Origin of the sequence: Streptomyces sp. NPDC087420, assembly GCF_044744165.1 — a bacterium.
Taxonomy (GTDB): Bacteria; Actinomycetota; Actinomycetes; order Streptomycetales; family Streptomycetaceae; genus Streptomyces.
Window position 1 is genome coordinate 458,314 of the sequence record NZ_JBIUXU010000001.1, and the last position, 12,032, is coordinate 470,345.

A 12,032-nucleotide genomic window follows, 5' to 3' on the forward strand; every position below is an offset into this window, starting at 1 on the left:
GCTCGGATCTCGTGGTCTCGCGGCGTGCCGGGAGACCGACGGAGCCACGGTGGATGACGTGCGGATGGTGCGAAGTCGCGTACGAAACAGGGTGCGAAGCCGTGTGCGAAGTCGTGTGCGAAGCCGAGGAGGAGCGTGCGGAGTCAGCCGGTACGGGGGGCCGACGCGGCCCCGGGGGGCAGCAGTACGTCGTCCGCTTCGAGGGCGTTCACGCGGTACTTGCCCAAGGAGCTGATCAGCAGGCGGAGTTCCAGGGCGATGCTCTCCGCCAGCCGTACGAGACCGGAGTCGGCGTCCTCGTCCACGGCGAGCAGCGCGGCCCGGCCGAGTCCGACGGCGCGCGCGCCCAGCGCCAGCGCCTTGGTGGCCCTGCCCCCCTCCCAGATCCGCCCGCTGGCGAGCAGGCAGTGGCTGGTCGGCCCGATGCGGGCCAGGCACTCGCCGAGCGGCAGTCCCACCTGGCCCAGGAAGGCGTTCGGCGCCCAGGCGGTGCCGCCCTCCGCGCCGTCCACCGTGACGGAGTCCGCGCCGGCCGACCAGGCGGTGGCCGCCGCGAGCGCCACGTCACGGCCGGGGTGCAGCTTCACCCACACCTTCACGCGGGGGAAGTTGTTGCGCATCAGCCGGATCTGCTGGCGCAGGATCTCCTCGGTGAAGGTGCCGGGGCTGCTGATCCGCAGGACCGCGTCGGTGTCCGCGCCGAACACCGCGTCCGTGGCGTACTGTTCGGCCACCCGGCCCGCGGCCTCGCGGCCCAGGACCGTCAGACCGCCGAGGCCCGGCTTGGCGCCCTGGCCGACCTTCAGCTCGAAGGCCAGCCGCCCGGTGGCGAGCAGCGGCTCGGTGACCGGGTCGCTGTAGACCAGGTTCCACACCTCGGCGTCCGCGTCCTCGGTGGACTGCTGGACCACCACCCCGCCGTACTCCTCACCGGCGGCGGCCGTGTAGGCGGCGATCCGGCCGAGCAGCGGGGAGGCGTCGGAGCCGGACGAGGCGCGGTAGCCGTTGACCGGCACCACGTTCTCCCCGATGACCATCGGGATGCCGAGCCGCCCGGCCTGCCGTCCCGCCGCCTCGCCCAGGTCGTGGCTGGCGGCCCGCGTCGAGCCGAACGCCGACACGTACAGCGGCAGCCGCGAGGTGAACCCGCCGATCACCGTGTCGAGTTCGACGTCCGTGTACAGCGGCTCCCTGGCCAGGTCGATGAGCTTCTTCAGCCGCTCCGGCATGAACACCGGGGGGACGATCCTGGCCCGCTCCAGCAGGTCGTACGGATCGTGGCCGGCCGGCGCCGCGCCCAGCAGTCCTGAGCCGTACGACTCCAGCGCGGGGAACACGGCCGCCGCCCCGTTCCTGGCCCGGTGCCGCACCTGTTCCTCGGGGAACCCGGCGGCGGTCAGTACGGTGCTCATGCCGACACCACTCCGGGGAGCTTCGGGTAGGCGCTTGCCTCCCAGGCGGCCGTGCGGCCGGTGACGTACCGGGTGAACCGCTCCAGGCCGATGCCGAACCCGGAGCTGGCGGGGATGCCACGGCGGGCCAGGTCCAGGTACCAGCCGTACTTGGCCGGGTTCTCGCCGGTCTCCCGCATCCGCGTGACCAGGGCCGCGTAGACGTGCTCGCGCTCGCTGCCGCTCGCCAGCTCGCCGTAGCCCTCGGGGGCGATCAGGTCGAAGTTCCGCAGCACGCCCGGGCGTTCGGCGTCCTCCTGGTCGTAGAAGCCGCGCGACCCCTTGGGGTAGTCGACGACGAAGAACGGCCGGCTGGACTTCGAGGAGAGGATCTCCTCGCCCTCCCAGTCGATCTCGGCGCCCGGGTCCTGCGGGTGGCCCAGCGCGACCAGGTCGGCGGTGGCCGCCGCGTGCGTGGTCCTGGCGAACGCCCCCTGGACGACCTCCCGGAACGCGTCCTTGTCCCGGCCGAGGAGCTCCAGCTCGCCCGGCATCTCCCGGACGACCTCGCCGACGACGTACGCCACCAGCCGCTCGGCCAGCTCCATCGCGTCCTCGCGGCGGGCGTCCCTGATCTCCACGTCGATCTGGTGGAACTCCGCGAGATGGCGGTGCGTGACCGCCGTCTCCAGCGGCTCCAGGCGCACGTTGGGCGCGATGTAGAAGATCTTGTCGAAGGCCATCAGCGACGCCTGCTTGTAGAGGATCGCGCTGGTCATCAGCTTGTACTTGTGACCGTAGAAATCGATGTCCACCTGTTTGGAGCCCCGGATGCCCGGGTCCGTGACCGGCCCGATCACCGGCGGCAGCAGCTCCTGGAAGCCCTGGCCCGTCAGGAAGGCCCGGGTCGCGGCGAGCATCCTGCTCTGCACCCGCAGCGTGGCCCGGGTCGGCTCCGCCATCAGGTGCTGGTCGGGAGAGGTCGGAAACGGGGGCGCGGTGCGGCCGTCGGGCGCAGCGATCGTGCTGGTCATGGTGCTACCTCCTGGGTGTGCTGACGGTGGGCTGCCGGGCGACGGGCCGCCGTGGGAAGCGGGGGCCGGGAAGAGGGCGGAAGCGGGGGCCGGGAAGACGACGAGGAATGCGCGTACGAAGGCGCCGGCGAGGGCGAAGGCGGGGAGGAAGAGGCCGGGCGTACGACCCGGTCGTGCCGGCGCTGCACGAACGACAGCGCCTCGAACAGCCCGGCGGCCGTGAGCCGCCGCCCCCGGTCGGTCACATGCCCGATGGGCATCGCCCCGATCTCGGACCAGGCCAGCCGCCCCGACGCGTCGATGTGGCTCCTGCTGCGGCCCGCGTTGTCCGGGTGCAGGCAGTACGGCACGTCGAGGTAGCCGCGGGCGAAGGCCTTCAACAGGGCCTGACCCAGGTCCCCGTCGAGGTGGAGCACCGCGTCCACCAGGGCGCGGGCCTCCGCGTAGACCGCGTTGTCCGCCGGGTCCGCGCCCGGGGCCGGCCCGGACACCCGCCGGGTGCCGTTCCCCGTCCGGTGCCGGGCCGCGGCCCGCGAGGCGACCCGCAGGGCCTCGACGTTCTCCGCGACCGTCGGGATGCGGTGCGCCTCGGCGGTCGTCTTCACGATCAGCCGCGCCGCCCCCGTCTCCACGGCCAGCTCGGCCGACCGCTCCAGGAGGTCCAGGGAACCGCGCCGGGTCTGCGGGTACAGCCCCATGTACGTGTAGAGGACGATGTGCCAGTCGGTGTCCGGCAGCAGCTCGCCGGCCAGCCGCCGCAGCGCGTGCACCGCGTCCCGGTCCTGCGCCGGGCTGGTCTGCTGGGCGTAGCTGAGCGAGATGCTGCGCAGCCCCGCCCGGTGGAAGAACAGCGCCTCCAGGGCGCTGATCGCCACGAGCAGACCGGGCGGGCACAGCTGGCCGAGCATGCAGCCGCCGAAGGTCTCCAGGTGCGGCTCCGCCCCGGCGCCCCGCAGACCGGCCAGGAAGTCGCAGGTCTCCTGCCAGTTCCGTACGGAGTCCAGGAGCGGGGTGCGCCCGTACGGCAGGCAGTACGAGACGGGACCGCCCTCCGTCGCGTCCAGGCCGAGCCGCGCCAGGGCGGCGACGATGCGCTGGGGGCGCGCCGAGCCGTGCCGGATCTGTACGGGGAAGCCCGCGTCGCGGACGCCGTCCAGCACCCAGTGCGAGGTGTGCGGACTGTACGAGGTGAGGGGGAAGCCGTTGAGGGGGACTCCGCCGTTCAGGGCCCTGACCGCCGACGGTTCGTCATTGACCCGCGTATAGCTGTCGATGGTCATCGTGCCGACGACGCCGTCCGCCGCGGCCTTGGTGGCCAGCAGTCCGGCCCGCATCAGCGCGGGGTCGGAGAACCCCATGCGGGGCTGGACCACGAGCGTGCCGCGGGCCTGCGACTCGGCGACGAAGCGGCCGAAGGACGGCGGGCGCCGGTGAGCGGCGATCCGGCCGGCCGGTGCGGCGGCGGGGGGCGGGACGTCCGTACGGACCGGTGCGGTCATCGTTCCACCTCTCTGGACAGTGAGCCGACGTACGACTCGAAGGCGGCGATGTTCACGCCGTCCTGGAAGACCGCGTCGAAACCGGCCCTCATCAGCTCGTCCGTCTGGTCCTGCTGACCGCCGGAGACCCCGAGCTTCCCGCCGATGACGGCGGGCAGCCGGGCCAGTTCCCAGCGGGACCGGATCGCGCCGATCAGCGGCCCGGCGTCGTTGAAGCCGTGCCCGTTGACGCTGCTGACCACCAGCAGGTCTGGGTGGAACTTGCAGCAGGACTCGACGATCTCGTCCTCGGGCACACAGGAACCGAGATTGACCACCGTGTGCCCGAGGTCTTCGAGCAGCAATTGGATGTAAATGAGATTCCAGGTGTGCGCATCGGAGGGGAGTCCGGTGACAACAACATCCAGCGGCCCGGATCGATGACGAGCCGCCCATTCCGCAGGCTTCATAGTTCGCTTCGTCCACATCATTGGATGACAAGGGGAAAAGGAGGCCCTGCCGTGCCGGAACTTCCTTTCGGAGACCACCGTAGATTCGCCGGGGACCGGATTCCGGCGCCCCGTGCGGCAACCGCCCGGCAGGAAAGGAGCAGTTGCGCGTCAGGACCGTGCCGGACGGCCCCGGGGGCGCGAGACTGATCGCACTGCGCTCGCAGAATTCAGCCTCCGGCTCCGTACCGACCGCCGGCGAACGACCGAGGAGTGATGACATGGCAGAGACCGGCCACAGTGTCCTGGTGGCGGACGTACTCGCGGACGTCCTGGAGGAGGTGCGGGAGCGGGTCGACCGGCGGGAGGCGCTGGGGGAGGCCCAGATCGCCGTGCTCGAAGCCGCGCTGAACATCGTCCGTGCCGGTCAGGCCGGGTTCGAGGGCCTGCCGCTGGAGCGCTCCGAGCTGGTGCGCGAGGCGCTCGGGGCGGTGCGCGCGGCGACCGTGGCCACCGGGGTCGCGCTCACCCTCGCGCACCAGAGGGCCCGGATGCTCGCCTGACGGGGGCGGCCGTGGTGCCGCCGATCTGCCTGGACTTCTGCCCGGTGGACCGGCGCCCGGCTCCTAGTCTTTGACTCAGCCGAACAACTCAGGCGCACCCCACGACCGAACGTTTACCTTCGTCCAACCGAGGTGGAGAACATGGCAACCAATCCGTTCGAGGACTCCAACGGCCGCTATGTGGTGCTGGCCAACGAAGAAGGCCAGTACTCGCTGTGGCCGGCCCGGATCCAGCAGCCCGCCGGCTGGGAGCTGATGAGGGACGAGGGCAGCAAGGAGGAGTGCGGCGAATTCATCGAGGCGAACTGGACCGATATGCGGCCGCGTTCGGTGGTCGCGGCGATGGGTGGCTGATCCCACCGGTTCCTCCCGTTTCCGAAGGGCGGGTACGAGGCGCGAAAAGCCTCGTACCCGCCCTTTACGCTACGGCGGTCTTTCCCCCGGCGGAGAGTCGCGGGAGCGGCACGCGCGGCGCCCCCGGCCTGAACGGCCGGGGGCGGAAGGCGCGGGGAGAGGCGCGGTCAGTCCTGGGCGCCCACCACACACCACTCCAGGACCGCGGCCGCCGCCGTCATCTTGTGGTGCGCCTGCCGCCAGGCCAGGCTCGAAGGACCGTCGAGGACCTCGTCGGTGACCTCCTCGCCCCGGACCGCGGGCAGGTCGTGCAGGAAGACGGTCCGCGGGCCGCCGAAGCGGTCCAGGAAGGCGCGGTTGATCTGGAACCCGTCGAAGTCGCTGAGCCAGTCGGGGTTCTCCTTCGTCACGCCCATGGTCTGCCACCGGCTCGTGTACACCGCGTCCACAGGCCCCTCGACCTCGCCGGCCGTCACGACCTGGCTCACCAGGGCCCTGCCGTCGCTGAGTTCGGCCACCAGGTCCAGGGTGTCCTTGGGCACCTCGTACCCGCGCGGGCACAGCAGGGTGAGCCGCAGGCCGGGGGTGAGCGCGGCGGCCAGCGCGAGGGCGGCCCCGGAGCTGTTGCCCTCGCCGACGGCGAGCAGGTGCACCCCGTCGAGCGAGCCGAACCGCTCGGTGAGCGTGGCGAGATCGGCGATCGCCTGGGTCGGGTGCTCGTCCAGGCTCAGGGCGTTGACGACGGCCAGATCCGGGCTGCTGCCGAGCCGGCGGATCTCCTCCACGTCCCCGTTGGTGCGGACGACGAGCGCGTCGAGGTACTGCCCGAGGACCCGGGCGGTGTCCTCCACCGTCTCCCCGGTGCTGAGCTGGAGTTCGTTCGGGCCGAACGTGATCACGTCGGCGCCGAGCCGGGTCGCGCCGCTCCAGAACGACGTACGGGTACGGGTCGAGGACTTGCGGAAGTAGACGCCGACCTGGCGCCCGGCGAGCGACTCCGCGCGGATGCCGTCACGGCCGAACTCGACGGCCCGGCCGACGAGGTGGTGCAGCTCGGCGGGGGTGAGGTCGGCGAGGGAGATCAGGTTGCGCATGGGGGCGAGGCCTTTCGCGAGAGAGGGGAGGAAGAGGAAGGAGGGACGGGGAGCGGGCGGGAGGGTTTGGCCTACTCCACGAGCGCGTCGACCAGGGAGCCGCGCTCCCGCTCCCGCTCCCGCTCCTGCTCCGCCGCGAGCGCCGCGCGGACCAGGTTGAGCACCGTGAAGCCCACCGGGCCGCCCGGCGTCGTGGGGAGCTGGCGGATCAGACCGCGTACCAGCAGGGCGTGCGCGTCGCGGGCGGTCTCGGCCAGGGACGTGCCGTTGGCGCGGGCCGCGTCGTCCACCGTCCACGGATCGACCGGGGTACGGAGCAGGGCCGTCGCCCGCGGGCCGAGCCCGGTCACCGCCGCGGCGAGACGGTCGCTCAGGGCGGGACCGGCGGCGGGGTCGGTGGGCGTGACCCCGTCGACCAGGACCAGCGGCACGGTCCGGGCGATGTCGAGGAGCTGCTCGGGGGAGTACAGCAGCAGCCAGGAGGCCGCGGCCTCCAGGGCCTGCGGAATGCCGTCCAGCGCGCGGCAGATGTGGGCCGCGGTGGTGGTGACGGTGTCCGTGGGGAGGAAGTCGGGCCGCATGTGGCTGACATGCGACAGCATCAGTTCCACGGCGGGCCGGTCCGTGACGAGGGAGTCGCCCGGGAGGGAAGCGGCCAGGTCGGAAGGGGCGGGCACGGGCAGCGGGGCCAGCGGCAGCAGCCGGCCGCCGGGCAGCTGGACCGGCCGGCAGGTGGTCGTGAGGATTTTCACGCGCTCGCAGACGCGCAGCAGGTTCAGCAGCGGCCTGATCGCGGAGGGTGACGAGTCGTAACCGTCAAGTATGATCAAGGTGGGCTTGTGCCCTATGACCGTGGCAAGTTCGTCCAGTTTCTCGCCGTCCCGGGCGAGTGACCGTACCCACCCGGTCATGGTCGACAGCGGGCTGTTCGCCGCCGCACCCGTGGTCTCGGCCGCGCCGTCCATGGCGACCCAGAGCACCGGCACGCGGTCCCGGGCGTGCAGCACCGAAGCGGCCTCCTGGGCCAGTCGGGTCTTGCCCACCCCCGGCAGCCCCACCAGTGTCAGCAGACGCTCGTGTTCCGTGGACAACCGGGCCGTGAGCGCCTCCAGTTCGGGGCGGCGGCCCACCAGGGGGCGCAGGGGCGCGGGCGGCACCGCGAGGTCTGCTCCGTATATGTCCTGGAATACCCGCCCCACGGCCTGGGCGTCGACGGCGAGTTCGAGCTCGATGCGCCGCGCGTCGGTCAGCCGCATGGCATTGGCGAGGAGTCTCAGAGTTTCTTTGCGGGGATGTTGCACGCGGCCCAGCTCCAGGTCCCGAATGGCCCGTACGCTCACGGTGGAAAGCCCCGCGAGCTGTTCCTGAGTGAGCCCGGCCCGCCTGCGCGCATTCTGGAGCAGTACGTCAAGACCGGGCGCCGTCTGGGAATTCATCATTCTCTCCTTGGTCCCCAAAATCTCGGTAATGCGATGGCCGGTGACGCGATCTCCCAGGACGGTCCGAACGCACCGGATCGGACCGGTCTTTCCCCGGTCTGCTCACGCTCTGTATCCTCCGCGGCGGCGAAGGCCCGCCGTCGATGAACAGCTTGCAACGCGCCATTCCCGAACTCTTCCCGGCGCAGTACCGCGCTTTTCCTGGCAGGGGCTACGATCGCTTCGCGCTGGGGAGGGTCTGCGTGTGTGCAGAGCTGAGGGGGAGGGAGGCCGCATGACAACAGCGGCAGGGGATCGGCTGCGATTCAACATTCTTGGCCCGATCGAGGGCTGGTCCAACGGGACACGACTGCGGCTGGGAGGAGTGATTCAGGAGCGAGTTCTGGCCACTCTGCTTCTGGATCCGGGAAAGGTGCTTCCCGTTTCGCGACTGGTCGAGGCGGCCTGGGACGAGGAGCCGCCGACCACGGCCTCCCACCAAGTACGCAAGGCCATAGCGGATCTGAGACGGCGGATACCGGGCGGCGCCGACGTCCTTCTCACCGACGGCCCCGGCTATCGCGTCGCCCTCGAACAGTGCGAAATCGACCTGGCCGAATTTGGTCTCCTCACGCGCAAAGCGAAGATCGCCGCCGCCGAGAGCCGGCCCGCCGAAGCGGCCGAGATCCTGCGCGGAGCGCTCGCCCTCTGGCGCGGCCCGGTCCTCTCCGGCAGCGGCGGACCGGTGATCCAGGCGGCCTCCACCTCCATCGAGGAACGCCGGCTCACGGCCGCGGAACAGCTCTTCGAGCTCCATCTCGCGCTCGGAGAGGCCGCGGAACTGGTCGTGGACTTAAAAGATTTGGTCAATCAACATCCCCTGCGGGAGACCCTGCGCGGCCAGTTGATGGTGGCGCTCTACCGATCCGGGCGCCAGGCCGAGGCGCTGGAGGAGTACGGCAAGGTCCGCGAGCTGCTCGTCGAGGAACTCGGCATCGACCCGGGTCCCCAACTCACCAAGCTGTACGAGGGAATCCTGCGGGAGAGCCCCGAACTGGCGGGGCCGGGACCCGCGCCCGCGCCCGCCGCCCCCGTACCGCTGCCGGCGGAACCGCCCAGCACCCTCCCGTACGACCTGTCGGACTTCACGGGACGCGAACGGGAACTGGCGGAGATCCTGCGCTGCGCCGGGGAGGGCAGTGAACAGGGCCCGCAGATCGTCGCCATCGACGGCATGGGCGGCTGCGGCAAGACCTCCCTCGCCGTACGGGCCGCGCACCGCCTCGCCCCCGACTACCCCGACGGCCAGCTCCACATCGACCTGCGCGGCTACACCCCGGGCGACCAGCCCGTGACCGCCGGCACCGCGCTCGACAGCCTGCTGCGGGCCCTCGGCATCCCGGGCGACCGCATCCCCGACGACGTACCGGCCCGTACCGCCCTGTGGCGCGCGACCCTGATCGGCAGACGGCTGCTGATCCTCCTCGACAACGCGGGCGACGCCGCCGGCATCCGCCCGCTGCTGCCCGCCTCCGCGGGCTGCCTCGTCCTGGTCACCAGCCGCGCCCGCCTGGTCGACCTGGACGGCGCGCAGTGGATCTCCATCGGCGTGATGCCGCCCGAGGAGAGCGCCACGCTGGTGGCGGAGACCCTCGGCGCCCAGCGCGTGGCGGCGGAACCGGAGGCCGCCGCCGAACTCGCCCGGCTCTGCGGCCACCTCCCGCTCGCCCTGCGGATCGCCACCGCCCGCCTGCGCAACCGCCCGCGCTGGACCCTCCAGTACCTGGCGGAACGTTTGCGCGACGAGACCCGAAGACTCGACGAACTCAGTTCCGGCGCCCGCAGCGTCTCCGCCACCCTCCGTCTGTCCTACCAGGCCCTGGACGACGAGTGCCGCACCGCGTTCCGGACGCTGGCGCTCCACCCGGGCGGCGACATGGACGTCCACGCGGCGGGAGCCCTGCTCGGCTCGGGCACCCGCGAGGCGGAGGACCTGCTCGAAATGCTGCTCGACGTCCACCTCGTGCAGCAGCCGGAGATCGGCCTCTACACCTTCCACGACCTGGTGCGCAGCTTCGCGCAGAGCCAGCTCGGCGAGTCGGCGGAGGGGGAGGACGCGGTCGCGGTGGAACGTTTGCTCTGCTACTACCTGACCGCCACCGAAGTGGCGTGCGACCTCCTCTACTCCGGGCGGCGCCACCGCCCCACCGGGCTGCTCCCCTCCACGGCGGAACTGCCCGATCTGAGCACCGCCGACCGGGCCCAGGAGTGGTTCCTGCGCGAGCAGACGGCGCTCCTCGCGGCCGTCACGCTCGCGGAGAGACGGGGCCACGACCGGTACGTCGTGTGCCTCGCCCGCAACCTGGTCTTCCAGCTCAACGCGCGTGGACACCTGGAGGAGTTCGGCGAACTGGGCCGGATCGCGGTCGCCGCCGCCGAGCGGTTGCAGGATCTGGCGCTGCTGGGAGTGAGCCTGTCCAACCTCGGCGTCGCCTGCTGGAAACTCGGCCGTTTCTCCGAAGGGCTCGACGCCGCCCGGGAGAGCAGGGACGTCGCGATCCGCCTCGGCGACCGGCACACGCAGGCCCACAGCGAGAGCATCCTCGGCCAGTTCAACAGCCTGCTCGGCAACTTCGCCGAGGCACTGGGCCACATGGAGACGGCGATCGCCCACGAACGCTCGCTCGGCATCCCGCGCGCGGAGGCCGAGAGCCTGACCATCCTCAGCACGCTCTACGAACAGTGGGGCCGGTACGAGGAGGCACGGGACGCGGCCCAGCGGTCGGCCGAACTGAGCCTCCAGCTCGGACAGCACGAGGGACTGCCCGGAGCCATCACCGATCTCGCCCTCGCCCACCTCGGCCTGGGGGAGTACGACGAGGCGGACCGCTGCCTGACCGAGGCCCGCGCGCTGTACGGGGACACCGGGAACCAGGTGAACCTGGCGCTGACCCTGGCGCTCTCCGCGGATGTGGAAGACCGGCTCGGCAAGCCGCCCCGCACCCCGGACCACGCGGAGCACGCCCTCCGGCTGATGCGGACCAACTCCTCGCCGCTGCGGCGCGCCAAGGTGGAGAACACGGTCGGCCGGCTGCGGCTGCGCCAGGGGGACGCGGTGGCGGCCCTGGCCCTGCACAAGCACGCCTTCGACCTCTCCGCGGCCATCAGCTACCGCATCGAGGAGGCCTACGCGTTAGCGGGCATGGCCGACGCCCTGGGCGACACGGCGGAAGCCGGTGTGCACCGGGCGGCCGCCGAGAAGCTCTTCGCCGAGATGGGAGTGCCGGCGGACCGCCGCCGTACCTGACCGCACGCCCCGGACAGCACCGAGCCCCGTACCGGAACTCCGGTACGGGGCTCAGCTGTTCGGGGGGGAGCGGGTGGGGCGGGGAGCGGTTCAGAGAGTGGCGGACGTGGGGCCCTTGTCGTCGTTGGTGACGGCGATCACGGTCGGACCCTTGTCGTCGGCGAGCACCACGGTCGGGCCCTTGTCGTCCGCCGGGACCAGGGTGGGTCCCTTGTCGTCGGCGGGGACGCCGGGGCCGGTGATCGTGGGGCCCTTGTCGTCGGCGACAACCTGCTGGGAACTCTGGGGGCCCTGCGTGTGTCCCGCCTCCGCCACCGTGCCGAAGCCGAAGGCCAGCGTTGCCGCGATGATCCCGAAGAGTCCAGCAAGCCTACGTCCCATGGTCCCGCCCCTAAGTTGGTGTTTGTGGGTGTTCGCGGTGTTCCGCTTCCCGACACCACTGATGTTGCTGGCGGGCGTTCCCTGACCGTTCCCGCCCCGTTACCGGCCCGGGGAACCGTCGCGGGAACGGTCGCGGGAACGGTCCAACACCAGGTAGTGCGGACCCAGTTGGCACGCGGCCACCCGGGGTCCGCCGGGGGTGAGCACCACATGGGTACGGGCCGGGCCCGACTCATGGCCGGCGAGGTCGAGCAGCGATCTCACGAGCGAGCGGAGCACGGCGCGCTCCGTCTCGTCCAAGCCCGCGGTACCGGTCTCCGGCGCGGGCGGCAGCGCCACGATCCCGGCCACGGTGTGCATGCCGTTCTCGGTCTCGGTCTCGACACTGAACTGGGGCCCGTCCAGGGACTCCTGCGCGGCGTACGGCTCGGGACGGCCACCCGACGCCACGCGCTCGGCCCACCGTTCGACGGTGGACAGGTCCTGGAGGGCGTGGCGCAGATTCGCCCTGTCCGGCGAATGATCCCTGGGGTTCTTCACGGGAGTACTCCTTCTGTGCAGAC

General features: G+C 71.6%; 11 protein-coding genes. 3 read left to right on the plus strand and 8 right to left on the minus strand.

Translation table 11 applies throughout. From position 1 onward, the window contains the following. Positions 1 to 143 precede the first annotated feature (143 nt). Genes ACIO1C_RS01995 through ACIO1C_RS02010 form a run of 4 tightly spaced genes read right to left on the minus strand, consistent with a single transcriptional unit; the run spans position 144 to position 4,373 of the window. A complete protein-coding gene (locus ACIO1C_RS01995) occupies positions 144 to 1,412 on the minus strand; it encodes a glutamate synthase-related protein (RefSeq protein ID WP_401857264.1) in 1,269 nt (422 codons plus the stop codon). After that, entirely contained in the window at positions 1,409 to 2,425 is a 1,017-nt protein-coding gene (locus ACIO1C_RS02000) for an asparagine synthetase A (RefSeq protein ID WP_401857266.1), read from the minus strand. Before ACIO1C_RS02000 ends, ACIO1C_RS01995 begins: the two co-directional genes overlap by 4 nt. Further along, positions 2,422 to 3,924 (minus strand): methylaspartate mutase, encoded by a 1,503-nt coding sequence (locus ACIO1C_RS02005; protein ID WP_401857268.1) that lies wholly within the window; start codon positions 3,922 to 3,924, stop codon positions 2,422 to 2,424. The genes ACIO1C_RS02000 and ACIO1C_RS02005 overlap by 4 nt, the downstream gene beginning before the upstream one ends. Further along, on the minus strand, positions 3,921 to 4,373 hold the full coding sequence (locus tag ACIO1C_RS02010; RefSeq protein ID WP_401857270.1) for a cobalamin B12-binding domain-containing protein: 453 nt from the start codon (positions 4,371 to 4,373) through the stop codon (positions 3,921 to 3,923). The genes ACIO1C_RS02005 and ACIO1C_RS02010 overlap by 4 nt, the downstream gene beginning before the upstream one ends. A 260-nt stretch (positions 4,374 to 4,633) precedes the next feature. Between ACIO1C_RS02010 and ACIO1C_RS02015 the strand changes: the two genes are divergently transcribed. Both ACIO1C_RS02015 and ACIO1C_RS02020 read left to right on the plus strand, forming a co-directional pair. After that, positions 4,634 to 4,915 (plus strand): hypothetical protein, encoded by a 282-nt coding sequence (locus tag ACIO1C_RS02015; RefSeq protein ID WP_401857272.1) that lies wholly within the window; start codon positions 4,634 to 4,636, stop codon positions 4,913 to 4,915. A gap of 141 nt (positions 4,916 to 5,056) precedes the next feature. Next, a complete protein-coding gene (locus ACIO1C_RS02020; RefSeq protein ID WP_161311378.1) occupies positions 5,057 to 5,269 on the plus strand; it encodes an MbtH family NRPS accessory protein in 213 nt (70 codons plus the stop codon). A gap of 167 nt (positions 5,270 to 5,436) precedes the next feature. Here ACIO1C_RS02020 and ACIO1C_RS02025 read toward each other — a convergent pair whose 3' ends face one another. Together ACIO1C_RS02025 and ACIO1C_RS02030 are read right to left on the minus strand one after the other, a co-directional pair. After that, positions 5,437 to 6,363 (minus strand): ornithine carbamoyltransferase, encoded by a 927-nt coding sequence (locus tag ACIO1C_RS02025; protein ID WP_401857274.1) that lies wholly within the window; start codon positions 6,361 to 6,363, stop codon positions 5,437 to 5,439. 71 nt (positions 6,364 to 6,434) lie between these two features. Then, positions 6,435 to 7,802 carry a helix-turn-helix domain-containing protein gene (locus tag ACIO1C_RS02030; RefSeq protein WP_401857275.1) on the minus strand — a complete coding sequence of 456 codons (1,368 nt, stop codon included), beginning with the start codon at positions 7,800 to 7,802 and terminating at the stop codon, positions 6,435 to 6,437. Positions 7,803 to 8,076: 274 nt separating this feature from the next. Between ACIO1C_RS02030 and ACIO1C_RS02035 the strand changes: the two genes are divergently transcribed. Continuing rightward, positions 8,077 to 11,088 carry a BTAD domain-containing putative transcriptional regulator gene (locus tag ACIO1C_RS02035; protein WP_401857277.1) on the plus strand — a complete coding sequence of 1,004 codons (3,012 nt, stop codon included), beginning with the start codon at positions 8,077 to 8,079 and terminating at the stop codon, positions 11,086 to 11,088. 90 nt (positions 11,089 to 11,178) lie between these two features. Here ACIO1C_RS02035 and ACIO1C_RS02040 read toward each other — a convergent pair whose 3' ends face one another. Both ACIO1C_RS02040 and ACIO1C_RS02045 read right to left on the minus strand, forming a co-directional pair. Next, the gene (locus ACIO1C_RS02040) at positions 11,179 to 11,469 is read right to left on the minus strand and encodes a hypothetical protein (protein ID WP_401857279.1); all 291 of its coding nucleotides are present in this window, start codon (positions 11,467 to 11,469) and stop codon (positions 11,179 to 11,181) included. 99 nt (positions 11,470 to 11,568) lie between these two features. Next, positions 11,569 to 12,009 (minus strand): hypothetical protein, encoded by a 441-nt coding sequence (locus tag ACIO1C_RS02045; RefSeq protein ID WP_401857281.1) that lies wholly within the window; start codon positions 12,007 to 12,009, stop codon positions 11,569 to 11,571. Between the last annotated feature and the right edge of the window lie 23 nt (positions 12,010 to 12,032).

What these genes read in the sequence shown, in the direction of transcription:
- ACIO1C_RS01995 (WP_401857264.1), bottom strand. Translation starts at nt 1,412, where the DNA reads ATGAGCACCGTACTGACCGCCGCCGGGTTCCCCGAGGAACAGGTGCGG.
- ACIO1C_RS02010 (WP_401857270.1), bottom strand. Translation starts at nt 4,373, where the DNA reads ATGAAGCCTGCGGAATGGGCGGCTCGTCATCGATCCGGGCCGCTGGAT.
- ACIO1C_RS02040 (WP_401857279.1), bottom strand. Translation starts at nt 11,469, where the DNA reads ATGGGACGTAGGCTTGCTGGACTCTTCGGGATCATCGCGGCAACGCTG.
- ACIO1C_RS02015 (WP_401857272.1), top strand. Translation starts at nt 4,634, where the DNA reads ATGGCAGAGACCGGCCACAGTGTCCTGGTGGCGGACGTACTCGCGGAC.
- ACIO1C_RS02000 (WP_401857266.1), bottom strand. Translation starts at nt 2,425, where the DNA reads ATGACCAGCACGATCGCTGCGCCCGACGGCCGCACCGCGCCCCCGTTT.
- ACIO1C_RS02030 (WP_401857275.1), bottom strand. Translation starts at nt 7,802, where the DNA reads ATGATGAATTCCCAGACGGCGCCCGGTCTTGACGTACTGCTCCAGAAT.
- ACIO1C_RS02005 (WP_401857268.1), bottom strand. Translation starts at nt 3,924, where the DNA reads ATGACCGCACCGGTCCGTACGGACGTCCCGCCCCCCGCCGCCGCACCG.
- ACIO1C_RS02025 (WP_401857274.1), bottom strand. Translation starts at nt 6,363, where the DNA reads ATGCGCAACCTGATCTCCCTCGCCGACCTCACCCCCGCCGAGCTGCAC.
- ACIO1C_RS02020 (WP_161311378.1), top strand. Translation starts at nt 5,057, where the DNA reads ATGGCAACCAATCCGTTCGAGGACTCCAACGGCCGCTATGTGGTGCTG.
- ACIO1C_RS02035 (WP_401857277.1), top strand. Translation starts at nt 8,077, where the DNA reads ATGACAACAGCGGCAGGGGATCGGCTGCGATTCAACATTCTTGGCCCG.